Raw genomic sequence first — 25,589 nt, forward strand, 5'->3', positions numbered from 1 at the left:
TTCATATAGTGTATAGAGCTCCCGGTATTTGTTACTTCATAAAGGGACTCAGGCGAGTTAAAAGGAGGGTCTTATATGCAGCTGCAGGAGGCTTTACTAAAAAATTATGGAATTAGCGTTGAAAGCGGACTGATTTCTGGAAAGAATCAGATGTTCCAATTAGGGAACAGCCTGTTTACAATTGTATATACAGATGGAGTAAAGCCGGAAGAACTGCTTGAACGGCAGCGAATGTCACATCATCTGCTCCAGCAGGGGGATAGGTATGTATCGAGGTTTGTGCTGGCGGCCCATCAAACATATATATCTGAAGCAGACGACAAAACGTTTATATTATTGGAGAACAATTTTCTGGCTGAGCCCCGGAATCATAAGCTGGGCAGGAAACTTGCTAAGTTTCACAACCGTGCAAGGTCACTTTCACATCCAATCAAAGAATGCAGCCGCATCGGGAAATGGAACGAGTTTTGGGAACAAAGAATCGACCAGCTGGAAAAAGTATGGCAGGAAAAGGCCCAATCCCATCCAGGTAATGAATTTGAAGAGCTGTTTGTTGACACGTTCCCATACTATATGGCACTTGGTGAAAATGCTATCCAGTATTTAGTTGATACTGAAATAGATGATGATCCCTCTGCGCAGGATGCAGGGACAGTTTGTTATGATAGATTTTCTGACCATACATGGAGCGGAAGCTATTGCATCAAAAATCCGTTTGATTGGGTATTTGATCATGGCTGCAGGGATATTTCCGAATGGATCCGCCAACATTTCTTTGACAATCCTCATACTTTCCAGCCAGGTATCAGAAAGTTTTTGCAGGAATACCAGAGCGTACAAAGTTTATCGCCTTTTTCGTTCAGGCTGTTGTATGCGCGCCTGCTGTTTCCTATTCATTATTATGAAGTGATTGAAGAACTGCTGCTGAATCCAATAGAAGCCAGAAGAAAATTGCTTGAGGAAAAACTTCAGGCTTTTGTTGACCAATCAGGGCATTATCAAGAATTCTTGCGCCGCTTTTATGAGACAGCTGAAGTACCTGCCAAAAAGCTTCAAATTCCATCGATAGATTGGTTATAGGACTATTTCCATTTTGTTCAATTTTCCCCTTGTGTTATGATACATAAAAACAACTCCTTTCATAATGAGGTGGCTGTATGAAGAAACTCCTTATTGGGGGAATTATTCTCCTTTTTCTATTTGATATGTTCCGTGCAAAAGCCGTTGCATCTGGAAAACAAGAAAGCTGCAGCCGGACCAGTTTTCAAATAGCCGTTAAACAGCCTGTTTCCTTAAAGGACAAACCCTCTACAGGTGCCAGCGCAGTAGCTATTATTCCGGACAAAACCATACTAAATGTTATGGAGCGGATTGGTTCATGGTATAAGGTATGCCGTTCTAACAGTGTAGCCTACACTGAAATGAAAACAGCAAGGGAGATTTACTCTGCAAATGAAGCAATGGTTTTTGCCAAATTCAAAAATCGCCCAAAGACAGGCCAAGTCATGACTGCTATCGGAAAAACCGCATCAGGGACAACAGCTAAAGTGAATACATATGTAAAGTTATACGGTGAGTGGCGCCGGTCCTTAAATCAGATGGATGCAGTGTTAGGCTATAATGGATTTTCCTCCGCTAAACGGGAGGGGGATGGAGCAACTCCGGCAGGTATCTATAAACTTGGTACCGTTTTTGGCACAGGTGTTAAGCCTCCAGGTGTAAAAATGTATTATAAGCGTGCAGGGAAGTATGATTATTGGGTAGATGATCCTGCTTCACCTGACTATAATAAGTGGGTTACTTACAGTGGCGATCCGAAACGAAAATGGCGATCCTTTGAAAGGATGAACCAGCCGCTTTATAAATATGGTATGGTAATAGAATATAATAGAAATCCCATTATTAAGAATAAGGGAAGTGCGATATTCCTCCATACATGGAAGGGCCCAGCAAGCAAAACGGCAGGCTGTGTAGCCCTCAGTGAAACAAACCTGATAACTCTGCTGAAATGGTTTGATCCGAAACAGCAGCCTGCTATTGTTATGGGCACGTATTCGCAGCTTAAAACTATTCAGTAAATTGCGTTTATGCTATATAATGAATGTATTGCCCTGTCATCTTCTTGACAGGGTTTTATCTTAGACAGGGATTTTGAAAAATTCCAAAAAATATTTTACCCGCATATAACAGGACATTAAGCGCTTTCACGAAAACTTGTTTACTGTTGCACTATTGAAATAATATGTTGAACCACGTATAATGTCTACTATATAAAAACACTTGTCTTTTCTATATAAACATTGCATAGGGGGAATCCATGTGAAGGCAATATCTATCGGTTTACTTGGACTCGGAACAGTCGGGTCTGGTGTAGTACAAATCATTGAAAACCATCAGGATAAACTAATGCACCAAATCGGCTGTCCTGTTATGATAAAAAAAATATTAGTTAAAGATGAAAACAAAGAACGTACAGTACATATTGAACGTGAACTGCTGACAACAAATCCGGATGACATTCTGGAAAGCCCGGAAATTGATATAGTCATTGAAGTTATGGGTGGCGTGGAGGAAACAAAGAACTACCTTCTAAAGGCTCTGCAAAACCGGAAGCATATCGTAACTGCTAATAAGGATTTAATGGCTGTTTATGGATCGGAGTTATTATCCGTTGCTACGGAAAATGGCTGTGACCTATTCTATGAAGCTAGCGTTGCCGGAGGTATCCCAATTTTAAGAGGCCTGGTAGACGGACTTGCTTCTGACAGGATTACAAAGATGATGGGAATTGTTAATGGAACAACAAATTATATATTAACGAAAATGAGCAAACAGGGAAGCCGTTATGAGGATGTTCTGAAGGAAGCTCAGGAATTAGGTTATGCTGAAGCTGACCCAACTTCTGATGTGGGCGGCTGGGATGCTGCGAGAAAGATGGCGATTCTTGCTACACTTGGATTTTCGATGAATATTGATCTGGATGATGTGAAAGTAAAGGGAATCACCGAGATTTCTGAAGAGGATTTGAGCTATAGCAAAAAGCTGGGATATACAATGAAGCTGATCGGCATTGCTTCCAGACTTGAAAATAAAGTAGAAGTCAGTGTCCAGCCGACCCTGCTTCCTGAATCCCATCCACTTGCATCTGTGAATGATGAATATAATGCGGTGTATGTATATGGTGAAGCTGTTGGTGAAACAATGTTTTACGGTCCCGGAGCAGGAAGCCTTCCTACCGCAACAGCGGTTGTGTCCGATTTGGTCGGGGTAATGAAGAACATGAGATTGGGTGTTAATGGCAGAAGTGCTGTGTCCCCGCAATTTGAGAAATCCCTTAAGCAGCCAGGTGAGATATTTTCAAAATATTTTGTCCGCTTGCATGTAAAGGATGAGGTAGGGGTATTTGCCGCCATTACTTCTATATTCTCAGAGCATGGTGCCAGCTTTGAGAAAATCCTCCAGATGCCGCTTAAACAAAATGAACTGGCTGAAATCGTCCTGGTTACACACAGGACCTCACTGCAGGACTATGAAGATATACTGCAAAAGCTAAATGACTATGAAATGGTTAAAGAAATAAAGAGCACATACAGGGTTGAAGGAGAGGGAGTAATATGAGCTGGAAAGGTCTGCTAAACGAATATGAACAATATCTGCCGATAAATGAACAAACACCAAAGCTTACACTTTTAGAAGGAAACACTCCTCTTGTAAAGTGTGAACGTCTTTCGGAAGAATGGGGTATCGAACTTTATGTAAAATATGAGGGTGCAAACCCGACTGGTTCATTTAAAGACAGAGGCATGGTGATGGCTGTAGCGAAGGCGGCAGAAGAAGGAGCCAAGGCGATTATCTGTGCATCAACAGGAAACACGTCTGCTGCTGCGGCTGCATATGCTGCAAGAGCCGGTTTGCGCTGCATCGTTATTATTCCAAATGGAAAGATTGCAATGGGAAAAATGGCTCAGGCTGTCATGTATGGAGCGGAAATCGTATCAATCGACGGCAACTTTGATCAAGCGCTTAAAATTGTCCGCAATATTAGCGAAAATTCGCCTATTGCACTTGTAAACTCTGTTAACCCTTACCGCATCGAAGGCCAAAAGACTGCCGCTTTTGAAATTTGTGATGCATTAGGGTCCGCGCCTGATGTTCTTGCACTGCCAGTAGGCAACGCCGGGAATATCACTGCTTACTGGAAGGGGTTCAAGGAATACCATGAAGCTAAGGGAACTGGCCTGCCGGAAATGAGAGGTTTTGAGGCCGAAGGTGCAGCTGCAATTGTCCATGATAAGGTGTTTGAAAACCCTGAAACAATTGCAACGGCCATCCGGATCGGCAACCCTGCTAGCTGGCAATTTGCAGTCAATGCCGCTAAAGAATCAAATGGAAAAATAGATGAAGTGAGTGACGAGGAAATTCTCGCTGCCTATAAACTGCTGGCCCGTAAGGAAGGGGTCTTTGCAGAACCGGCATCCTGTGCTTCCATTGCAGGAATCATCAAACAGCTGGAGAGCGGGGAAATTTCAAAAGGCAGCCGTGTGGTTGCTGTGCTTACAGGCAATGGCCTAAAGGATCCAAATGTTGCAGTGGATCATAGTGAAATTAAACCGGTTCTTCTGCCGATGGATGAGGAAGTTATCATTAAACACCTTCAGGACGCGATTACGGTATGAGTACAGAAGGTAACATGTTTTCCATAAGGGTACCGGCCAGTACTGCGAATCTGGGCCCAGGTTTTGATTCTGTGGGTTTGGCACTGGGTCTTTATTTGCACCTGGATGCCGAACGCTCACAACAATGGGAAGTTATTGCGCTTACGGATGAGCTTAAGCAATTCCCGAGTGATGAACAAAACTATATTGTAAAAGTAGCGCAAAAGACAGCTGCCTATTACGGCAAACAATTAGAGCCGCATGTTTTATACGTTTCCAGTGATATTCCTCTTGCGAGAGGGCTTGGCAGCAGTGCTTCTGCTATCGTTGCGGGGATAGAGCTTGCTGATGCAGCCTGTGGATTGGGATTGACAATTCAGGAGAAGGCTCACCACGCTTCCCTAATAGAAGGGCATCCAGATAATGCGGGTGCTTCAGTTCTGGGTGGGTTAGTGGTAGGAAAGCACACTGAAGAACATACCGATATTCTTTCCTTCATGCTCGAGGAAGTTAAGGTTATTGCGGTAATCCCGGACTACGAACTGTTAACCGAGAAGTCCCGGGATGTTTTGCCGGCAGATGTGACTTTTGGTGAGGCAGTCAGAGCAAGTGCTGTTTCCAATATGCTGGTTGCTGCACTACTGTCAAAAAACTGGCAGCTTGCCGGGAAGATGATGAAAGAAGATCGTTTCCATCAGCCATATCGGACAGCACTGATTCCCCACTTTCCTGAAATTGAAAAGGCTGCAGAACAATCAGGTGCCTTTGGAGTGGCCATCAGTGGAGCTGGACCTACTGTCGTTTGTTTTACTGAAAGTGAATCCGCTGTTCAAGTCTGTGAGCAACTTTCGTCTGCGTTCCCTCAGTTTGCTGTAAAGATTGTGGATATTGACTATCAGGGCAGCGTGGTCACACGCCATAAGGATGGTCATGGAGAAGAAAGAACAGTCAACGCCAGGGGATTGGCTGAATAAATGCGGGGATTTACAAAAGATCTTTTGTAAAGGAAATTTTTATGCAAAAAGCGATTCTGGCCAGCCAGAATCGCTTATTTTATGAGGGTATTAAAATACTTGTTCAACTTCCACAACGCCTGGAACTTCCTCAAGAAGAGCGCGTTCAATACCGGCTTTTAACGTAATTGTAGAACTTGGGCAGCTTCCGCAAGCTCCAAGCAAACGCAGTTTCACGATGCCATCCTCTACGTCTACCAGTTCACAATCCCCGCCGTCACGAAGAAGAAATGGGCGAAGCTTATCCAATACTTCTTGAACTTGTTCCTGCATTTCTAGGTCAGCCATTGCAATCGACTCCTTTCCTATCTTCAATTATAATCAAAAACTGAAAAAAAATCCATCCGAAATCCTTACAGAAAATTCGCAGCGGGATAGCTCAGAGCTGTTATGCGATAATTCTCTGATCCCTTTCAAGGACTTCAGAATTCGTGTATCTTTCACTCTTGTTACCTCATATTCTTTTTACCGCTAGCCATAAAATAAGGTAAAATGGAACGAGAGAACAAAGGGGTGTCTTTATGGGAAAAACAGAAGTGGAAATCCAGGTATATGGGGCTGAACAAATTTGCGCAAGCTGCGTAAATCTGCCCTCTTCAAAGGAAACATATGAATGGCTCGAGGCAGCGTTAAAACGAAAGTTCCCAGACCAGCTTTTCAAAATTGTATATATTGATATATTCGATCCGCCAGCAGATAGAGAAAAACAGGAATTCTCCCGCCGGGTTATTGAGGAGGAAATGTTTTATCCGGTGGTTGCTATTGGCGGAGAAATCGTTGGGGAAGGAAATCCAAAATTAAAAACCATTGTCAGTGAAATGAAGAAGTTCGGGTATAAGAGCGAGTAAGGCGATACAATACAATGTTTTACTGGGAGTTGCTTCGGCAGCTCTTTTTCTTTTTGTTATAAACGGGCACAATTACCTTTTGGTTTGGCTGAATAATATAGTGTCCTTTGTCATAAGGATTCCCAGTACTCTTATCCTGATAAAGAAACTTTCGAAATTTATCAAATATTTTGAATCGATATGAATCGATAAGCGTTATAATAGACTAAAGCTATTCTCAGCGCAAAGGGAACGCTTTTTTAATAAGCAGTGATAAAAACAAAGGGTGAGAATTAGTGGGAAGAAGGGTTAGAAATAAACAGGTTTTCTATTGGATTCATTTTGTGCATGGCTTCCTTATTCTTTTTTTACTTATAAGTGGACTTTTTCTTTACAACCCCGACCTCCGCACGTTTCTGGGGGAATTTAGGGCGGAGTTCAGGGAGTTTCATTCTGCTTTAGGGATAGTCTATACTATATTTCTTTGTCTTGTAATGCCTTTTATTATCCGCTATGACAGACTTCAACGGAGATGGCAGAAAACCTTTCATCTTTCCTTGCAGCTGCTTTTTGGTTTGGGCTGGATTACAAGCGGAATTTACTTATGGGTTAACAGTACAGAATACGTTAGCATTAGGCAGGCTGCTTTACTAATACATGATGTACTCAGCTTGGCTATCATTCCATGGGTAGCTGTTCACATTTTACTATGGTATTTGCGTCGGGATAATAAGATTGATAGAAGGGATAAACGGAAAACCCAGGATAAGGAACAACGGAACCGGGGAATCGTTATCTCGCGACGTGACGTGCTTTTACTTTTTGGCGGAGCCGTTGTTTCATTTGCAGCAGGCGGCTTACTGCGATGGTATCAGCCTCTGTCTGAAAACTTTACAAATGCACTAGAGACAGTAAAAACAAAGGGGTACTTTCGAATTTATTCTATACGGAGTGAAAATCCTGTCTTTCAGAGAGAAACGTGGCGGTTAACGGTGGATGGCCTCGTTGACAACCCGTCATCCTTCTCATTTGATGAACTGCTGACATGGAAGGCCAGCACATTTTCCAGTGATTTTCATTGTGTAACAGGCTGGAGTGTACTTGACGTGAAATGGAAAGGAATTCTATTCAAGGATGTTATGGAGCGTGTGAAAGCAAGAAGTGGAGGGGTGTATGTGAAAATGTATTCAGCGGACCTGGTTTACACAGAGACATTTGAATTAAGCCAATTGTTGGAACAAAATGTTATCCTGGCATATGAACTGGATGGAAGACCATTAATTGATGACCAGGGGGCACCCCTTCGTCTGCTTCATCCGAATATGTATGGGTATAAATCAATAAAGTGGCTCAATCGAATTGAGATAGTAAAAGATAGAGGATTAGGATATTGGGAAGAAAAAGAGGGATACGACTTAAATGGCTACCTGGATTAAATTTTGTACAATAATCGCAGTATGGGCCATTTTTTTTATATCCGCTTATTCACTTTTTACTAGCAGGTCTAATGAACAAGTAATGACCTTGCAGAAAGCAATGAACCAAGTGAATTCCTGGCAATCCTATCAAATGGTTCAAACCTTACGGCTGAATAATGAGGAAGAAGTTCATATAAAATCTACATCTCATCAGGATCCCTATCTTGCCCATGTAAAATCGCGTGCGAGGTTAACAGATACAGAGGATTTTTTGTTTGAGATCTATTTTCAGCCTGATGTTATTTACGTTCATACAGTAAATAGTAATGCCTGGAATAAAGCGGATTACACCCATCCGATGACTGGTGAATTGGAAGGGATGAAGGATCCAATGGTTTTCTGGCTTCGAATGTTAAAACACTCAGATAAAATAAAAAAATTGGAGATTCCTAATGATGGATACCATTTTATAGTGAAGCTTCGTCCTTTTCGTGATGAGGTTCATGGGTTTCAATTTAACGACATGTTATCTGCTCAGCTAGAAGCATGGGTATCTAAAGAACCCGTGAAGATTGAACGTATGAAACTGGTAATAGATTATAAACCCAGTATTTTGAGAAGATACGACCAAGTTACATATTCTGTTACATTTTCAAGTATAAATCATGCACCAACCATTCTCCTGCCCGAACAAGCGTATCAGGCCACAACCTTGAAATAGGTTCATTATACCCTATCATTACAATTTGTTGAATATTTAATCATCTATAGGTACAATTAGTGTAGTAAAATGCAACAACTTGAAAAAAGATGGGGAGAAAATGATGGCAAGGATATTGGTGATTGCTCCATACCCGGGGTTAAGGGATTTGTTTGAAGAAGTGAACAATGACTTGAAGAAGGACATCCATATTGAAGTGGGTGATTTATATCGAGGGCTTTCAATAGCGAAAGAGATGGAGCAAGAGGGCTTTGATATTATAATCAGCCGGGGTGCTACCGCAAGACTGATACGGAAGCATTGCAATATTCCGGTCATTGAGGTGAAAATATCTGGCTATGATATTCTACGTACATTAACGCTAGTTAAGGGATATCCCGGGAAAATGGGGCTGATGAGCTATTTTAATACGATCCAGGGTGCTGACGCCATTGGAACCCTGTTAGAGATGGATCTTTCTTTTTACTCGATTGATCGCGAAGAGGAGATAAAACAGGGAATTAGAAAAGCTGTCGAAGACGAAGTTCAAGTGATCATCGGTGATGTTATTACAACCTCGGTAGCTAGCGGATTTGGTTTGAATGCGATTCTTATTACATCGGGCAGAGAATCGGTTATAGAATCGATCGAAGAGGCCGAACAAGTGGCTTTTTATACACAAAAGGAAAGGAAAGGGCGCCGATTTTTTGAAACTGTAAGCAGAAGCTTCCATGAAGGAGTAATCGCTGTGAACGCCCAGGAGGAAGTACAACTCATAAATGAGAAAGCAGAAAAGTTTTTAGGAATCAAAGAAGAACAAATTATTGGGCAACAGGCCGCGAAAATTCATCAGCTTCTGCAATTTGACGTTTTGTTCAGTAGAAAGCAGGCATCTTTTGAGACAATCTGTAAGCTGCACGGCGAAGACTTTGTTCTTAGGAAGTTTATTTTAGAAGAAAATGGAGAAATTGTAGGCGGGCTAGCTTTTTTGGAGGAGATAGGCGAAGTACAAAGAATGGAAAGCCGCATTCGTCAAAAGTTCTTCGCGAAACCTATGCAAGCCAGAATGCATTTTAACCAGCTGGTAGCAATTAATGAAACGTTAAAAGAACAATTTGAACTCGGTTCCAAGTTTAGCAGGAATGATTCCCCTGTACTAATTTACGGAGAGCCTGGAAGCGGTAAACAAAGCCTGGGGCAGGCCATTCACAATGAGAGCGTCAGGAAAGATTTTCCATTTGTTTTTATAAATTGCGAAGCATATACGGCAGAACAATTGGAAGCAGAATTGTTTGGTACAACCGGGGGAGATGAGAAAGCCGGAGCATTTGAGGCAGCGCATAATGGCACCCTTTTTATTGATGCCGTCGGAAAAATGCCGCTATCTGTTCAAGCGAAACTCATTAATGTACTCCAGGAAAGCAAAATAACCCATGTGCAGGGGGATCAATCTATCCCTGTGAATGTTCGTCTCATTTCTGCTCATTCTTGCGATTTAAAAGAAGAAATCACAGCAGGCGGTTTTAGAGAGGATTTGTTTCATATGATTAACGGAGCAACACTCACCATTCCCGCTCTGAGGGAACGAAAGGAAGATATCCCGGAATTAGTGCGCTGGTTTATTGCTTCGTTTAATGCAAAGTATGGAAAGCAAATCGTGGGCCTTCGCCCTGATGTTATGGAACGGTTGAAAGCTGCGGATTGGCCCGGAAATGTACAGCAGTTAAAAAATATGATCGAAAGAATTTGTATTTCCACCAGTACAGGACCTTTTATTGAACTTGCAGAAATTATGGATATACTTAATGATTTATTTGAGGAGCAAACACCTATCGGACTTAAGGGAAATGTCATTGATATAGAGAATAAAACACTTGAGGAGCTGGAAAAAGAAATCATCGCCCGTGTGCTGGAGGAGGAAGATTACAACCAGTCACATGCTGCTAAGCGGTTAGGCATCAATCGATCAACTCTTTGGAGAAAAATAAGAGAGGATAATGTAACAGGGTAACCCTGTTATTTTTTTGTTCCTTTTTACAACATAATTTCAAGTGTTTTGAAACTGTTGTAAAAAGAAACAATATTAAAATAAAATCTATTGAATTTTGCAACAATATAATGTATTCTAAAATTATAAAAGTTCACAAAATTGTAATTACTCAACGCGGAGGATGTGAGGTGAAGAGAATTTGAACAAGGTTCTAATTATTGCAGACGATTTAACAGGAGCAAATGATACCGGGGTTCAATTTGCAAAGCAAGGTTTTCATACTCTCTCGCTCATAGAGCTGCAGGAGAATATCTATAGGCATGAAGCAGATGTAATAGTTTTTAATGCAGAAACAAGAGCTATGGATGCAGAAAAAGCTTTTCAAAAAATGAAAGCGGTAGCTGAAACGCTCGCCATTTCAGACTTCCCTGTTGTTTACAAAAAAATTGACTCAACCATGCGGGGGAATATTGGGGCTGAAATCGATGCGCTCCTTGACACTGGGATTTTTGATGCAGCAGTCGTCCTTCCTGCCTATCCAAAGAACGGCAGAGTAACAGCAGGCGGCTATCATATCGTGCATGAATGTTTGCTGGAAGATACAGAGACTGCTAGGGATCCTAAATGTCCAGTTGGCGAGTCGCATCTTCCGACACTTCTTGCCTCTCAAAGCAGAAGAGTGATCGGGCACATTGATATTAGAATGATAAGAAAAAGGCAAATAGTAAATGAAATGCGGAAATGTTTGAATCGCAACGCAGAAATTGTAGTGTTTGATAGTTTTTTGCAAGAAGATTTGAAATCGGTTACAGCAGCTGTTAAGGAAAGTGGTTTGAAAGTGCTTTGGGTAGGGTCGGCAGGTATGGCAGAAAGTCTATCTGATTCAATGGAACAGCCAGTTGAGCAAGAGCAAAGCAGACGTTTACCTGCTGGACCAGAAGGAAATCCTTCGGTGTTTATCATTGCAGGAAGTGTAAGCGCTGCCACCAGAAGGCAAATCAGTGCTCTGACAGAACAAAGTGACTGCCGGCTCATTGTAGCGAATCCGCTGTTTCTCTTAGATGATTCCCGCCGAGAGCAGGAGATGGCCCAATTATTGGGCGCTATCGTCGAAATTGCAGCGAATGGACATTCTCCAGTGCTTACAACAGATGTATCTAGTCAAGTGATAGAAGATTTACATAGTTTCCAAGAAAAAACTGGAAAAGGCAGCATGGAGATAGGTAACACCATTGCTGAATGTCTTGGAAAGGTTAGTGCGGCTGTTATATCAAGCCAGGATTTCGCAGGACTTATCCTTACTGGAGGTGATATCGCCTATAGTACCTGTAAGCATTTAGGAGTAACCGCTCTGCGAATAATAGATGAAGTGGAAGAAGGCATTCCTCTTTCTGAAATCGTTGGAGGCAGGCTAAATGGGCTGCCGTTGGTTACAAAAGCCGGTGGTTTCGGCGATGCAGATTCTTTAGTAAATGCAATGAATAAAATTAATAGATTAATAAGGGGGTCAATTTAATGAAAAAGGTTCTAAGTATTGTTGCACTATCTTCAATGGTTCTATTGTCAGCTTGCGGAGGTGGCGGAAGCACTAAAACGGGAGCGGATGAAAAGAGCGGTTCCGGCAGCACTGGAGAGAAAATAACTCTAAAGGTGGGGCATACGCTAGCTGATACATCCCACTACCAAGAAGGAATGAAAAAATTTCAAGAACTAATCAAAGAAAAATCAAATGGAACGATTGAGCTGGAAGTTTTCCCAAATGGATCACTTGGCGGAGAACGTGACATGATTGAAGGCTTGAATGTAGGCAGTGTTGATATGGTGCTTACTTCCACTGGACCGATGAGCGGTTTTGCACCCGAAGTAACGGTTGTTGACCTTCCGTTCTTATTCGAAAATGAAGATCATGCACATAAAGTGCTAGATGGCGAGATTGGTAATGATTTACGTAAAAAAGTGGAAGAAACAATGAGTGTGAAAACTCTTGCCTGGTGGGAAAATGGTTTCCGCAACGTTACAACCGGTAAACAGGCTGTCGAAAAACCAGAAGATTTAAAGGGAATCAAAATCCGTACGATGGAGAATGACATCCACATGGATTCGTTCAGTGCAATGGGGGCACAGCCGACACCAATGTCATTCACAGAGCTTTTTACAGCTTTGCAGCAGGGCGTAATTGATGCAGAGGAAAACCCGGTGCCTGTTATCATGACTTCCCGTTTCTATGAAGTCCAGGATCATTTAACCATGACACGCCATTTCTATAATCCTTCCCTTGTCTTAATGTCTCCAAGCAAATTTGATTCATTAACACCGGAGCAGCAAAAGGCTCTTGAAGAGGCAGCGGTAGAGGCTGGAAATTATGAGCGCCAGGTTGTCCAAGACATGGAGAAGCAATATCTTGGTGAACTGAAAGAAAAAGGGATGAAAATAATTGAAAACCCTGATTTAGGACCATTCAAGGAAGCAGTTAAGCCAGTTTATGAAAAATACGAATCTGTTTTCGGAAAAGAACTGATCGAAAGCATTCGTAACACAAAATAATAGCTGCTTCAGCGGATAGGCAACCGACCTATCCGCTGATGTTTATACTAAGAGGTGAGATTGCATGGGATTGTATGTAAGATTTGCTGATAAAGTAAACTTTTTTATTCGCTATTTATTGGCCGCCTTATTGATGTTAATGTCAGGACTCATTATTTTTCAGGTAATAATCCGATTTTCCGCTCGTTACATAGACCTAACATTGCCAAGATGGACGGAAGAAATAGCCCGTTATTCAATGGTATGGCTAGTTCTGCTTGGCGCCGCATTAGCGGTTAGATATAGTGCCTTAATTGGGATGGAAGCTATAGCTGAGAGACTGAGTCCTAATGCCCAGCGTGTACTTAGAGGGATTACAATCGTTATTTCAATGGTGTTTTATGTAATATTGACCGTTTATGGTTTTGAAATGCTTAGCCATGTTTCTGCACAGCTTTCCCCAGGTGCGAAAATATCGATGGCTATTCCATATGCCGCCCTTCCAGTGGGAGGAATATTGATGCTGATGAATTCGATTGCCGTTCTCATTGAGACCTTAAAAGGGGATCTGAACCGGGAATTCTTTAAGGGGAGTGAATAACTATGGCATTAACAATGTTTATATCGTTACTTATTTTATTATTTTTAAGTGTCCCGGTTGCCTTATCACTCGGCCTTGCTTCAAGTATTTCACTTGTAAGTGATGGAAATATGCCGCTGATCGTATTAATTCAGAGGATGTTCGCTGCCCTTGATTTATTTCCGTTAATGGCAATCCCATTCTTTATTCTGGCTGGCTCCCTCATGGAAACAGGCGGTATTTCACGCAGGCTTGTTAACTTTGCAAACTCCCTTGTTGGAGGAATGACTGGCGGGCTTGCGGTAGTTACAGTTGTAACAGCAATGTTTTTTTCAGCTATTTCCGGTTCTAGTGCAGCTACTACAGCTGCCATTGGTTCGATTCTTATCCCGGCAATGGTTAAGAAAGGCTATGATGTGGGATTTGCCGGAGCGACAACTGCTGTTTCCGGTGAGCTTGGAGTTATTATCCCGCCGTCTATTCCAATGATTATATTTGGGATTTCGGCTGGAGTCTCCATGACCGACCTATTTATTGCTGGATTTTTACCTGGACTTTGGATTGGCGGTTCTTTAATCCTCCTTGTTTGGTTCCTTGCAAAAAGAAAGGGATACCAGGGAGAGACAGGGATTACATGGGAAATGAGAATAAAATATTTTAAAGATGCTATCTTGGCTCTATTGATGCCAGTTATCATTCTTGGCGGAATTTATGGCGGGATTTTCACGCCAACAGAAGCAGCGGTGGTTGCAGTTTTCTATTCCTTTATCGTCGGTGTTTTCGTTTATCGTGAAGTAACATGGAAGGACCTTGTTGAAATTTTCTCAAAGTCTGCCATTACAACTTCCATCATTATGATAATTATTGCGAATGCGGGGATGTTTGGCTGGATTTTAACAAGGGATCAAGTGCCGCAGAAGGTTGCTGCCTTCTTCACTGCCTTCTCAGATAGCCCATATGTATTTTTAATTCTAGTAAACATTTTGCTGCTATTTGTAGGGATGTTCTTTGAAACATCAGCTGCCATTATAATATTAGCGCCTCTATTGACACCAGTAGCAGTTGCGCTTGGAATTGACCCTGTACACTTTGGTATGATTGTCATCGTAAACCTTGCAATGGGAATGGTAACACCGCCGGTTGGGGTTAACTTGTTTGTAGCGGCCCAGGTAGCCAATATAAAACTGGAACGGTTAACCAAGGCACTCATCCCATTCTTTATTGTACTGGTAATGAACATCTTAATCATTACCTATATTCCAGCTCTTTCCACATGGCTTCCATCACTTTTAAAATAGTAGTGAGCTAAAAATAAAGGAGGAACAGTCAAAATGGAATTTCCTCGCATTGTAAAGATAAAGCAGCGCTTTAACGGCCCGCTTGTTGAAGACATTGATACAGAGATTGCTAATCAGTTTTCCCGGCTGGAGCTTGCAAGACAAGTGAAGCCGGGAATGAGAATTGCCATCACAGCAGGCAGCCGCGGAATCGCAAACATTGCCGCCATTATTCGGGCTTCCGTAAATGAGCTGAAAAAACTGGGGGCAGAACCATTTATTGTACCAACGATGGGCAGCCACGGGGGAGCAACGGCCGAGGGGCAGGTTGAAGTGCTGAATAGCCTTGGCATTACAGAAGATTTCTGCGGAGCTCCCATACTTTCTTCAATGGATGTAGTACAGGTAGGGGAAACACCAGGAGGAATGCCGGTTCATATTGATAAAAATGCCTATGAGGCAGACAGCATTCTTCTAATGGGACGAGTCAAAGTTCATACCGATTTCAAATCACCGATCGGGATTGAAAGCGGACTAATGAAAATGGCCGCTATCGGTCTTGGCAAGCACAAGCAGGCACTCCTCATTCACACTCATGGTGTAAGGGGGATTCGGGACATTATGCCAGAGGTTGCAAAGGTACTGTTTGAGAAAGCGAAGATCCTGTGCGGTGTCGCGATTATCGAGAATGCCTTTGAACAGACAGCCATATTGGAGGCCATTCCGACAGCCTCCATCCCGGAGCGGGAAAAAGAGCTTCTTGCAGAATCGGCTGCGCTCATGCCTAAGCTTCCATTAGAGGATATTGATGTACTGGTAGTAGATGAAATCGGAAAAAATTACAGCGGTACGGGAATGGACACGAATATCATTGGCAGAATCCGGATTCTCGGTGTGCAGGAGCCGGTATCACCGCGTATTAAATATATTGTAGCCAGCAACGTCAGTGAGGAATCGCATGGAAATGCCCTTGGTATTGGGCTGGCCGATCTAACAACCCGCCGTCTGTTCGATCAAATTGATCATCAGACAATGAATGAGAATGTAATTACGAGTACATTCCTTCATCGGGCCATGATTCCGATTGTGCTTGAGAATGATCGTGAAGCCATTAGGGCCGCGATGAGAGGGAACTGGGGCGTTGAGCCGGAAAAAACCAGGTTTATGCGCATTCCTAATACGCTGCATCTTGAGTATATATATGTGTCCGAGGCTTTGCTGCCTGAGTTATCTGGTTTAGATCATATCGAAATTATAGGTGAGCCACAGGAGATGGAATTTGATGAAAAAGGTTATTTTCCACAATGGAATCACTAAATATCATTCAGGAGGGAACAAAAGCGATGACTGGAAATATTGATAAAAATATACTTACATACGGCCAATTTATAAACGGTGAGTGGCATGCATCAAAAGAAAGCTTTTCTGTTGCCAATAAATTCACCGGGGAAGAATTCGCGATCATTGGAAAAGCAACCCGGGAAGAGGTTGAACAAGCGGTCACAAATGCTGAAGAAACATTTCGAACAAAAAAGCTAAGTCCAAATGAAAGATATGAGATTTTAATGAGGACCGCTGAAATTGTAAAAGAACGAAAAGAAGAACTGGCTCTTATTCTCGTTCGTGAAGTGGGAAAAGTGTTAAAGGATGCACGAGGTGAAATCGACCGTGGAATACAGACGCTTATAGCTTCTGCAGAAGAAGCCAAGCGAATCGCCGGATCAGGCGTTCCGCTGGGACAGCCGGGCAATGAAAACAAACTTGCATTTACTGTACGTGTCCCTGTTGGAGTTGTAGCAGCTATAACGCCGTTTAACTTCCCATTTAATCTAACAGTTCACAAACTTGGTCCTGCTATTGCCGCAGGAAACACAGTTGTTTTAAAACCGGCTGAATTAACACCGGTTATTGCATGTGTGCTTGCTGAAATTTTTATCGAAGCAGGCTTGCCTGCTGGATTCCTTAATGTGGTTAACGGATTCGGCCAGGAAACAGGACAATACTTGTTGGAAGAAGATCGCATCGCCCATTTCACATTTACCGGAAGTCCAGGCGTAGGCCGCCATATCAAAAGTACAACAGGAATTCGTCCTGTAACCTTGGAGTTAGGGAACAATTCACCAAACATAGTCCATCATGATGCACCGGACCTTGATAAAGCTGCAGAATTATGTGTAACACGCGGGTATTCAAATGCCGGCCAAGCTTGTATTTCCGTCCAGCGTGTTTATGTACATGAAGATGTATATGAGTCGTTCCTTGAGAAAGCTGTCAAGGCTGCCCAGTCCCTAAAAGTAGGAAATCCAGAAGATCCTGAAACTGATATTGGGCCGATGATTACTGAAAAAGAAGCTAAGCGGGCAGAAGAATGGATTAAGGAAGCAGAAGAGCATGGCGCCAGAGTAGTTTTTGGCGGAAAAAGAACCGGCAGCATCCTCGAGCCTGCCATTCTATCAGACGTAAAACCTGAAATGAAGGTAGTTTGCCAGGAAGTATTTGCTCCGGTGATTAATATCATTCCATATTCAGAGATTCAAGATGCGTTTGATCAGGCAAATGACAGCCGCTTTGGCTTGCAGGCGGGCTTATTCACCTCAAATATTCAATTAGCGATGCGCGCAGCACATGAGCTTCATTTTGGCGGAGTGATTATTAACGATGTGTCTACATACCGTGCAGACGTTATGCCATATGGCGGAGTAAAGGACAGCGGAATTGGCAAAGAGGGTCCTCGCTATGCAATCCAGGAAATGACAGATGAAAAAATAATTGTAATAAACTTATAGAAAGAGTGGAGGAGAGAAACTGTGAGAAATAGCTGGGAGTTTTTTTCAACAAAACGAATTGTATATGGAAAAGGTGCAATCGAACAGCTTGATAGCATTCTAAAGAGCCTTAAGGCGAAAAATGTTCTGCTTGTTACGGATCCTGGTATTGTGAATGCGGGAATTGCAGATCGGGTCATTTCTCTCTTGAGAAATGCAGATTATAATGTCGTTACGTACGACAAGGTAGTTCCTGAACCCCCGGTATCCAGTGCCATTGAGTGCTACGAGTTTGCGAAATCACAAATGGAAACAGATGCAATTATCGGTCTTGGAGGCGGAAGCAGCATTGATATGGCGAAAATTGCTGCTCTTCTAATAAAGTATGGCGGACACCCTCTTGATTACTATGGCGGTGAAAATCAAATTCCTGGCCCAATTGCGCCACTAATCGCGATTCCAACGACAGCAGGTACTGGCTCAGAGGTAACGTCTGTTGCTGTGTTAACGGATACGGAAAACAACATTAAAGCAGGAATCTCTGATAATTATTTGCGTCCGGAGGTAGCTCTGCTTGATCCAGAGCTTACTATAGGGCTTCCGGCATACGTTACAGCTTGTTCCGGAATTGATGCGTTATCCCATGCTGTGGAAGCATACACAGCTAAAAATTTCCAATATATTCAAGCGGAAGGAAATATCTTGTTCCAGGGTGCACTTCCAATTAGTGATGCACTTGCCCTTGAAGCAATTAAGCTCATCGCGGAAAACTTGCCTCTTGCTGTACAGCAGGGAAGCAATGTGGAAGCTAGAGGAAATATGCTTATTGGAAGCCTTCTTGCAGGAATGGCGTTTTCGAATGCTGGAACAGCGGCAGCTCATGCACTTGCTTATCCGATTGGAGGGCTAGTTAAATCTCCTCATGGAGAAGTAACAGGATTGCTGCTGCCGTATGTGATGAAATTCAATAGTGCGGTTGAAATGGAAAAAATGGGAAAAATTGCAGAAGCATTCGGAGTGCAGGTCGATGGACTTAGCGCAAAGGAAAAAGCATTGGCTGCTTCCGATGCTGTGCTCGAACTGCTGGCAGAAATCGGATTGCCTGCTCATTTATCACAAATCGGCATTAAAGAAGATGATATTCCGTCCATTGCAGAAAAAGCGTTAGAGATTGCCAGATTGGTTCGCAATAATCCAAGAGTACCTACTCAAAAAGGATTTGAGGAGCTTCTGCGTTCAGCTTTTTAAGAGACGAAGGGAAGTGTGACAGCGATGCAAACAAACAAGCCGATTATCGGGATTACTATGGGGGACGGTGCCGGCGTAGGCCCTGAAATCATCATGAAGGCTCTAAACGATGAGAAGATTTTTAAATCTTGCGCTCCTTTTGTGATTGGAGATTCAAAGCTGCTTGAAAGAGCCGGTAAAATTGTCGGAAATGATGCGCAGATCAAGAAGATTTCTTCACCAGATGAAGCTGTATTTCAGTATGGGACTGTAGAAGTTGTTGACTTGAATTTGCTTCCGGAAGATTTACCGTTTGGACAAATTTCGGCAGAGGCAGGAAATGCAGCATTCCGTTATCTGGAAAGAGCGATACAATTAGCGAATGAAGGTAAAATTGATGCAATCTGTACGGCACCGTTAAATAAGGAGGCTCTCCATAAAGGAGGGCATCTCTTCCCTGGCCATACGGAAATTCTCGCTGAACTTACAAATACAGAAGATTATTCTATGATGCTATCGGCTCCAAACTTGAAGGTTATCCATGTGACTACACATGTCGGCATTATTGATGCAGTAAAAAGAATCAACCCTGCCAGGGTACAAAAGGTTATTCAATTAGCGCATGACACGCTGAAAAAAGCTGGATATGAAGAACCGCGAATTGCAGTATGTGGAATTAATCCTCACGCCGGAGAAAATGGTTTATTCGGGAACGGTGAAGAAGAGGAGAAAATCATTCCTGCCGTGAAGCAGGCACAATCTGAAGGAATTAATGTAGTTGGGCCGCTTCCTGCAGATACGCTGTTTTTCCGGACTGTGCGCGGAGATTTTGATATTGTCGTAGCCATGTATCATGACCAGGGACATGGACCTGTAAAAGTACTAGGCCTTGAAGCTGGTGTAAACATAACGGTTGGCCTGCCAATCATCCGAACAAGCGTAGATCATGGCACCGCATTTGACATCGCAGGACAAGGGATCGCTGACGAGCTCAGCCTGAAGGAAGCCATCCGCCAGGCCATAGACCTAGCGCCTAAACGCCAAATATAAAATAAATCCAAAGGGAACAGCATATGCTGTTTCCCTTTCTTTAGGAGAGGTAAAGTATTTTCTTTAGGAGGGGTAGTATGAGTAAAATTGTTGTGACGAGAAGGATACCAAAACAAGCCCTTGAATTATTAAAGGAGAACGGAGAAGTTTTTCTTTGGGATAGGGAAGAGGAACCCATTCCCCATGAAGTGCTGCTGGAAGAGATTAAAGAGGCAGCCGGAGTATTTACAAACGTAGGAGACCGGATTGATAAAGAACTTTTCGATCATGCACCAAATTTGAAAGTAGTAAGTACAATGGCAGTCGGGTATGACAATATTGATGTACGTGAAGCAGCTAAGAGAGGAATTGCAGTTGGCCATACACCAGGCATTTTAACAGAAACAACAGCCGATTTAACATTTGCTTTACTGATGGCCACCGCCCGCAGAGTAGTAGAAGGGTCTGATTATGTAAGGCAAGGGCGCTGGAAGAGCTGGGGGCCGATGCTGTTAACCGGTCAGGACATTTTTGGGGCTACAATTGGCATTATTGGAATGGGCCGGATCGGCGAGGGAGTTGCGCGCCGTGCATCAGGATTTAACATGAATATTTTATACCATAATCGAAGCCGCCGCCGTGAAATAGAAGAGAGCTTGAATGCCGCTTATAGTACTTTAGAAGAACTGTTATCGAAATCAGACTTTGTTGTCCTGCTGGCACCAGGAAATACCCAGACACGCCATATCATCGGGAAAGAAGAGTTAAAGCTGATGAAGCCAAGTTCAGTGTTCATCAATGCATCACGCGGCACAAATGTAGATGAAAGGGCGTTATATGAAGCCCTTAAAAATGAAGAGATTTGGGCTGCCGGACTGGATGTGTTTGAAGAAGAACCTGTTTCCGCGGAACATCCTCTTTTAACCTTGCCGAATGTAACAGTACTTCCGCATATTGGAAGTGCAAGTATTGCTACCCGCACAAAAATGGCTGTAACAGCTGCCCAAAATCTTGTTGCTGGAATAATGGGAAAAGAATTGCCTTTTCAAGTAAAGATTAACGAAAATTAGGATGGAAGAGATTCTATGAGTCGATACCTGAATTGTCAGAGAAGATGAACCATGATCGGGAAAGAGAGCTGATAGAGTGGGTGAAAAAAAACCAAGCAGCCGAGCAAGAGTGAAATTGAAAAAAATAAAGCAGCCACTTTTCATCTTTCTAACGATTTTGCTGTTTGCAGTCGGAAATATCATGTTTGCAGTCCCGAATACCATAATGAATGGCGGTATGACAGGCCTGAGCCAGATTGGCTATTATTTGTTTGATTTCAATATTGGCTTAGGCATTTTTCTTCTAAACGTACCGCTGTTCATTACAGCGTTTTTGTTTTATAGAGATCTATTCTATAAGTCTGCTGTTTCCATGGCAGTTGTTTCCCTGTTAATCGGACTTCTTCAGGAACCGCTGCTTCAGTTTGGAATCGAAAATATTTGGATTGGCAGCGTTGTTGGGGGTTTATGGATGGGAGTTACGCTTGGGATCCTTGCTCGTATGAATGCAAGCCTGGGCGGGGGGTCCATGCTCGGAAAAATGCTGCATGAACGGTATGGTATATCACTAACAAAAGCTATATTTTTTATTGATTCATCCATATACCCTTTATCTCTTTTTTTGATAGGTGTAATAGAAACAATATTTTCACTGGTGCTGACTTTTTTTAGTGCCGTCGGTGTATTCCTTGTTACCAGAAAGAAAGAGAAGATTATTAGCTCAAAAGACTTATCGGCATGAATAATCTTGCCGTTTCTTTCTAAAGTGTATTATGATGAATTCAAAACGAAAATATGAAAACGCTTTTTTATAACGATGCAACTAGGAGGGAATGTCTCATATGGAAAAAACACTAGAGCAGAAAAATCTGCATTTAAAAGAAATTCTTGAGAGTATGGGGCAGGTTTTAGTTGCCTTTTCTGGAGGGGTGGACAGTACCTTTTTATTAGCGAAAGCAAAAGAAGTACTGGGAGATAAGGTTTTTGCCGTAACCGCTGCATCAGAAACTTTTCCAACCCGTGAATTCAATTTGGCTGTCAGCCTTGCAAAACAGATTGGTGTGAAGCATGTTCAAACCAGTGTAAGCGAGTTGACGAATGCGGATTTTGTCAAGAATGATCCGAGCCGGTGTTTTCACTGTAAAAATGGATTGTACAGCCATTTGCAGGAGCTGATGGATGAGTACGGACAAATCTACACGATTGTGGATGGATCCAACATGGATGATCTTGGAGAGTATCGTCCAGGGATGAAAGCTGCTAGGGATTTAGGAGTTCGAAGCCCTCTGCAGGAAGCTGGGTTTTTCAAGGAAGAGATTCGTATCTTATCAAAGGAAATGGGCTTGCCTACATGGAATAAACCGTCTTTTGCCTGCCTGTCCTCACGAATTCCTTATGGTACGGAGATTACGCAGGAGAAGATTGATCAGCTAGACCTTGCGGAAACTTTCCTTCTCGGGCTTGGGCTTTACCAGGTTCGTGTCCGCCACCATGATAAGATCGCTAGAATCGAAGTTATTCCTGAGGATATGACAAGAGTACTTGAACATCACGAGGAAATCGACAAAGCCTTTAAATCTTATGGATTTTCCTATGTTACCATGGATTTGAAAGGCTATCGTTCAGGAAGTATGAATGAAGTATTAAAAGCAGGTGCAGTGAAATGAAAGATCAACTAACTGATTGGCTGATTCAGGTGCAAAATGGAACGCTTACTGTTGAAGATGCACGCCAAAAGCTGCAAACCTATGATTCTCTTGGATATGCAACATTGGATACACACCGGGAAAAGCGAACCGGTTTTCCTGAGGTAATCTTTGGAGAGGGCAAAACTGCCGAACATCTGCTTGGAATTTTCGAGAGATTAATGCACCATCATAAAAAAGTATTAGCAACCCGTGTGGACAAACAAAAGGCAGCGTACCTCCTGGAACATTTAGAAACGAAGTATTCCGATGAGACATTTCATTACCATAAGGATGCACGGACGTTTCACTGGGTTACCCGGGATTATAAAGAAGAATGGAAAGATGGTTTCATTGCAGTGGTTTGCGCAGGAACTTCCGATTTTCCGGTTGCAGAAGAAGCGGCGATTACAGCTGAGATTATGGGCAATCGTGTTCAGAAAATGTACGATATTGGAGTGGCCGGTATTCACCGTCTGCTTGATAAAGTTGAACAGATTGAACAAGCAAACGCCATTATCGTGGTTGCGGGAATGGAAGGAGCACTGGCGAGTGTAATGGGCGGACTTGTATCCAAGCCTGTCGTTGCTGTACCCACAAGTGTAGGGTATGGTGCAAGCATGAATGGAATTGCGGCATTGCTTTCGATGCTCAGTTCCTGCGCGAGCGGAGTATCAGTAGTGAACATCGATAACGGTTTTGGCGCTGGATATTATGCAGCCACACTTACCCATACAATAGATCGAGCTGTTAAAAAAGCATTACTGGAAAAGAGGGACTAACATGCGTTTATTATATCTAGACTGCTTTTCGGGGATAAGCGGGGACATGATGGTCGGTGCACTCATCGATGCAGGTGCTTCGCCTGAACATATTGAGCAGGAATTAAAGAAGATTCCTGTCAGCGGATATGCATTGAATTGGAGCAGGGTTGTGAAACAGGGGATTAGTGCGACAAAGTTTGACGTTACTCTTGATGATCAAGAAGAAGTAGACCATGATCACGACCATCACGATCACAATCACCATCATCATCACCACGGGTCTGAAGTTTCACATTCCCATCACGCTCACAGCCATTATTCAGATATTCTCAGGATGATCGAAGAATCTGCGCTTGACGAAAAAGTAAAAGAACGCAGTAAGGAAATATTTGCGCCCATAGCTGCTTCTGAAGCGAAAATACATAATATTCCACTGGAAAGCGTTCATTTTCATGAGGTAGGGGCAATCGATTCAATTGTGGATATTGTAGCTGCAGCAATAGCCCTGGAGGAGCTGGAGATTGATAAAATTGTTTCCTCGCCAGTTCCGCTCGGTTCCGGACATATTCACTGCGCACATGGGGTTTACCCCGTACCGGCTCCTGCGACCTTGGACATGCTCGTAAATGTACCGATTGCTCAGAGCTCTTTAAAATATGAGCTGACCACTCCTACAGGGGCAGGAATCATTGCCAGCCAAGCAGAGTCATTTGGGCCGCTTCCTTCTATGACCGTAACAGCAGTGGGGTATGGGGCAGGCACTCGCGATATCCCTGGGAAGCCGAACGTCCTTAGGGTGGTAGTAGGAGAAGCTAAATAGAGGAGGGGAGCACTATGGAAAAGTTTCTCTATTTGGATGGGTCATATGGTATTTCTGAAGACAGGCTAGTAGGGGCACTGTTTGATTTAGGAGCTGACCAGTCATATGTAAACCGTTTTTTACAAAAGCTGCCGTTTGGTAGCTTTGTTTTCGAGGTTGAACGTGTGAAGAAACACGGAATAGATGCAAAACAAGTGCTCCTCCGTTCTCATACAGTTGCGAATGAGGAAGGCGAAACAAAGGCTACTGAAATTTTATCTATGATTATGAAAAGTAAGCTGCCCGAGCGTGTTAAAGAGAGAACCCATTTCATTTTTCATGCCCTAGTATCAGCTTATTGCACGAATCAGGGAATTCATATTGAAGACATTACTTTCCCGAATGGTAAATGGAAAACCTGGACAGCAAAAATTTTGGGAATCTGTCTTGCAATAGAAAGTATTGGGATACATCAGATCCTAGCATCACCTATTTTGATTGGGAAAGGAATTGTGCAAAAGGATACCGGATTATCCTTTTTTCCTGAGCCAGCAGTATATGAACTGTTAAGAGGAATTCCAATTACTGAAGTAAATATGACTCAGCCCATAACTACTGTTGTTGGTGCCAGCTTGCTGGCCTGTCTTGCAAAAAGCTTCAGCGGGCTAAATCAAATGAAAATGAAAAGAATTGGATATGGAGCAGCAGAAGATCAGGAAGTTACATTTCGAGCCTCCATTGTTGAACAGTTCCGGAATATTGAATCTAAAAAGTGTAATAGCAGTGCTAGGGAAGAATCCATTTTCATCCTGGAGTTCCAGGTGGATGATATGACTGGCGAAGCCCTTGGATACCTTATGCAGGAGCTTTTAGAAATAGGGGTGCTTGACGTTTATTATACACCGGTATATATGAAGAAAAATCGGCCAGGTACGCTTATATCAGTTCTCACTTTACTGGAGAATGTTGAAAGATGTGAGGAAGTGATCTTAACAGAAACAACTACTCTTGGAGTACGAAAAAGCCTTTGGACAAGGCGGATATTAGAGCGTAAAATAGTCCATGTTGATTCGAAATTCGGACCGATCCGACTAAAGCAGGCCATCAAGGATGGAAAAGTGTTGAGGCAAATTCCCGAGTATGAAGATGTACAGAAGGCAGCCAAGGAGCATCATGTTCCTTTTTATGAGGTTTATATGAATGTTTTTTCAGGAATACATAAACGTTGAAGAGAAAGTCATCGCGTATGACACTAACGGGCTGGCTGTTAGATTTGGACGATACTGAA

At 42.8% G+C, this 25,589-nt stretch carries 24 protein-coding genes; 23 read left to right on the plus strand and 1 reads right to left on the minus strand.

The window, feature by feature from the left end:
- The first annotated feature begins 75 nt into the window (after positions 1-75).
- The 5 genes from yutH (at position 76) to thrB (ending at position 5,629) form a co-directional block, all read left to right on the plus strand.
- Positions 76-1,080, plus strand: a complete 1,005-nt coding sequence (yutH, locus tag D0469_RS07975; protein ID WP_117326141.1) for a spore coat putative kinase YutH — start codon at positions 76-78, stop codon at positions 1,078-1,080.
- 77 nt (positions 1,081-1,157) lie between these two features.
- The gene (locus D0469_RS21560) at positions 1,158-2,078 is read left to right on the plus strand and encodes a L,D-transpeptidase family protein (protein WP_233522984.1); all 921 of its coding nucleotides are present in this window, start codon (positions 1,158-1,160) and stop codon (positions 2,076-2,078) included.
- Positions 2,079-2,319: 241 nt separating this feature from the next.
- The gene (locus tag D0469_RS07985) at positions 2,320-3,618 is read left to right on the plus strand and encodes a homoserine dehydrogenase (RefSeq protein WP_117326142.1); all 1,299 of its coding nucleotides are present in this window, start codon (positions 2,320-2,322) and stop codon (positions 3,616-3,618) included.
- A complete protein-coding gene (thrC, locus tag D0469_RS07990; RefSeq protein ID WP_117326144.1) occupies positions 3,615-4,676 on the plus strand; it encodes a threonine synthase in 1,062 nt (353 codons plus the stop codon). The genes D0469_RS07985 and thrC overlap by 4 nt, the downstream gene beginning before the upstream one ends.
- Positions 4,673-5,629, plus strand: coding sequence for a homoserine kinase (gene thrB, locus D0469_RS07995; protein ID WP_117326146.1), 957 nt, complete (start codon positions 4,673-4,675; stop codon positions 5,627-5,629). The genes thrC and thrB overlap by 4 nt, the downstream gene beginning before the upstream one ends.
- A gap of 90 nt (positions 5,630-5,719) precedes the next feature.
- Here the strand turns inward: thrB and D0469_RS08000 are convergent, their stop codons facing one another.
- Positions 5,720-5,956 carry a NifU family protein gene (locus tag D0469_RS08000; RefSeq protein WP_117326147.1) on the minus strand — a complete coding sequence of 79 codons (237 nt, stop codon included), beginning with the start codon at positions 5,954-5,956 and terminating at the stop codon, positions 5,720-5,722.
- A gap of 233 nt (positions 5,957-6,189) precedes the next feature.
- On the opposite strand from D0469_RS08000, the gene D0469_RS08005 reads away from it, so the two are divergent.
- The 18 genes from D0469_RS08005 to larC2 all read left to right on the plus strand — a co-directional run bounded on the left by D0469_RS08005 (position 6,190) and on the right by larC2 (position 25,530).
- Positions 6,190-6,516 (plus strand): YuzD family protein, encoded by a 327-nt coding sequence (locus D0469_RS08005; protein ID WP_117326149.1) that lies wholly within the window; start codon positions 6,190-6,192, stop codon positions 6,514-6,516.
- 275 nt (positions 6,517-6,791) lie between these two features.
- The gene (locus D0469_RS08010) at positions 6,792-7,931 is read left to right on the plus strand and encodes a molybdopterin-dependent oxidoreductase (RefSeq protein ID WP_117326151.1); all 1,140 of its coding nucleotides are present in this window, start codon (positions 6,792-6,794) and stop codon (positions 7,929-7,931) included.
- The gene (locus tag D0469_RS08015) at positions 7,915-8,634 is read left to right on the plus strand and encodes a DUF6612 family protein (protein ID WP_117326153.1); all 720 of its coding nucleotides are present in this window, start codon (positions 7,915-7,917) and stop codon (positions 8,632-8,634) included. Before D0469_RS08010 ends, D0469_RS08015 begins: the two co-directional genes overlap by 17 nt.
- A 100-nt stretch (positions 8,635-8,734) precedes the next feature.
- Positions 8,735-10,624 carry a PrpR N-terminal domain-containing protein gene (locus D0469_RS08020; RefSeq protein WP_233522985.1) on the plus strand — a complete coding sequence of 630 codons (1,890 nt, stop codon included), beginning with the start codon at positions 8,735-8,737 and terminating at the stop codon, positions 10,622-10,624.
- Positions 10,625-10,802: 178 nt separating this feature from the next.
- Complete coding sequence (locus D0469_RS08025) at positions 10,803-12,119, plus strand: four-carbon acid sugar kinase family protein (RefSeq protein ID WP_117326157.1); 1,317 nt, start codon at positions 10,803-10,805, stop codon at positions 12,117-12,119.
- Positions 12,119-13,147 (plus strand): TRAP transporter substrate-binding protein, encoded by a 1,029-nt coding sequence (locus D0469_RS08030; RefSeq protein ID WP_117326159.1) that lies wholly within the window; start codon positions 12,119-12,121, stop codon positions 13,145-13,147. Before D0469_RS08025 ends, D0469_RS08030 begins: the two co-directional genes overlap by 1 nt.
- Positions 13,148-13,211: 64 nt before the next feature.
- Positions 13,212-13,727, plus strand: a complete 516-nt coding sequence (locus D0469_RS08035) for a TRAP transporter small permease (protein ID WP_117326161.1) — start codon at positions 13,212-13,214, stop codon at positions 13,725-13,727.
- A gap of 2 nt (positions 13,728-13,729) precedes the next feature.
- Complete coding sequence (locus D0469_RS08040; protein WP_117326163.1) at positions 13,730-15,004, plus strand: TRAP transporter large permease; 1,275 nt, start codon at positions 13,730-13,732, stop codon at positions 15,002-15,004.
- A gap of 33 nt (positions 15,005-15,037) precedes the next feature.
- Positions 15,038-16,300 carry a nickel pincer cofactor-dependent isomerase, group 22 gene (locus D0469_RS08045; protein ID WP_117326165.1) on the plus strand — a complete coding sequence of 421 codons (1,263 nt, stop codon included), beginning with the start codon at positions 15,038-15,040 and terminating at the stop codon, positions 16,298-16,300.
- Between the two features lie 26 nt (positions 16,301-16,326).
- The gene (locus tag D0469_RS08050) at positions 16,327-17,769 is read left to right on the plus strand and encodes an aldehyde dehydrogenase family protein (RefSeq protein ID WP_117326281.1); all 1,443 of its coding nucleotides are present in this window, start codon (positions 16,327-16,329) and stop codon (positions 17,767-17,769) included.
- A gap of 21 nt (positions 17,770-17,790) precedes the next feature.
- The gene (locus tag D0469_RS08055; RefSeq protein WP_117326167.1) at positions 17,791-18,996 is read left to right on the plus strand and encodes a hydroxyacid-oxoacid transhydrogenase; all 1,206 of its coding nucleotides are present in this window, start codon (positions 17,791-17,793) and stop codon (positions 18,994-18,996) included.
- A gap of 24 nt (positions 18,997-19,020) precedes the next feature.
- On the plus strand, positions 19,021-20,025 hold the full coding sequence (gene pdxA / locus D0469_RS08060; RefSeq protein ID WP_117326169.1) for a 4-hydroxythreonine-4-phosphate dehydrogenase PdxA: 1,005 nt from the start codon (positions 19,021-19,023) through the stop codon (positions 20,023-20,025).
- Between the two features lie 77 nt (positions 20,026-20,102).
- The gene (locus D0469_RS08065) at positions 20,103-21,074 is read left to right on the plus strand and encodes a 2-hydroxyacid dehydrogenase (protein WP_117326171.1); all 972 of its coding nucleotides are present in this window, start codon (positions 20,103-20,105) and stop codon (positions 21,072-21,074) included.
- Positions 21,075-21,150: 76 nt separating this feature from the next.
- The gene (locus D0469_RS08070; protein ID WP_117326172.1) at positions 21,151-21,795 is read left to right on the plus strand and encodes a YitT family protein; all 645 of its coding nucleotides are present in this window, start codon (positions 21,151-21,153) and stop codon (positions 21,793-21,795) included.
- A gap of 100 nt (positions 21,796-21,895) precedes the next feature.
- Complete coding sequence (gene larE, locus D0469_RS08075; protein ID WP_117326174.1) at positions 21,896-22,720, plus strand: ATP-dependent sacrificial sulfur transferase LarE; 825 nt, start codon at positions 21,896-21,898, stop codon at positions 22,718-22,720.
- On the plus strand, positions 22,717-23,520 hold the full coding sequence (larB, locus tag D0469_RS08080) for a nickel pincer cofactor biosynthesis protein LarB (RefSeq protein ID WP_117326176.1): 804 nt from the start codon (positions 22,717-22,719) through the stop codon (positions 23,518-23,520). Before larE ends, larB begins: the two co-directional genes overlap by 4 nt.
- A gap of 1 nt (position 23,521) precedes the next feature.
- Positions 23,522-24,322: a nickel pincer cofactor biosynthesis protein LarC gene (gene larC / locus D0469_RS08085; RefSeq protein WP_117326178.1), complete on the plus strand. Its 801-nt coding sequence runs from the start codon at positions 23,522-23,524 to the stop codon at positions 24,320-24,322.
- Positions 24,323-24,336: 14 nt separating this feature from the next.
- Entirely contained in the window at positions 24,337-25,530 is a 1,194-nt protein-coding gene (gene larC2, locus D0469_RS08090; protein WP_117326180.1) for a nickel pincer cofactor biosynthesis protein LarC2, read from the plus strand.
- Positions 25,531-25,589: the final 59 nt, after the last annotated feature.

Origin of the sequence: Peribacillus saganii (assembly GCF_003429095.1) — a bacterium.
In the GTDB taxonomy this organism is placed as follows: Bacteria; Bacillota; Bacilli; order Bacillales; family DSM-1321; genus Peribacillus; species Peribacillus saganii.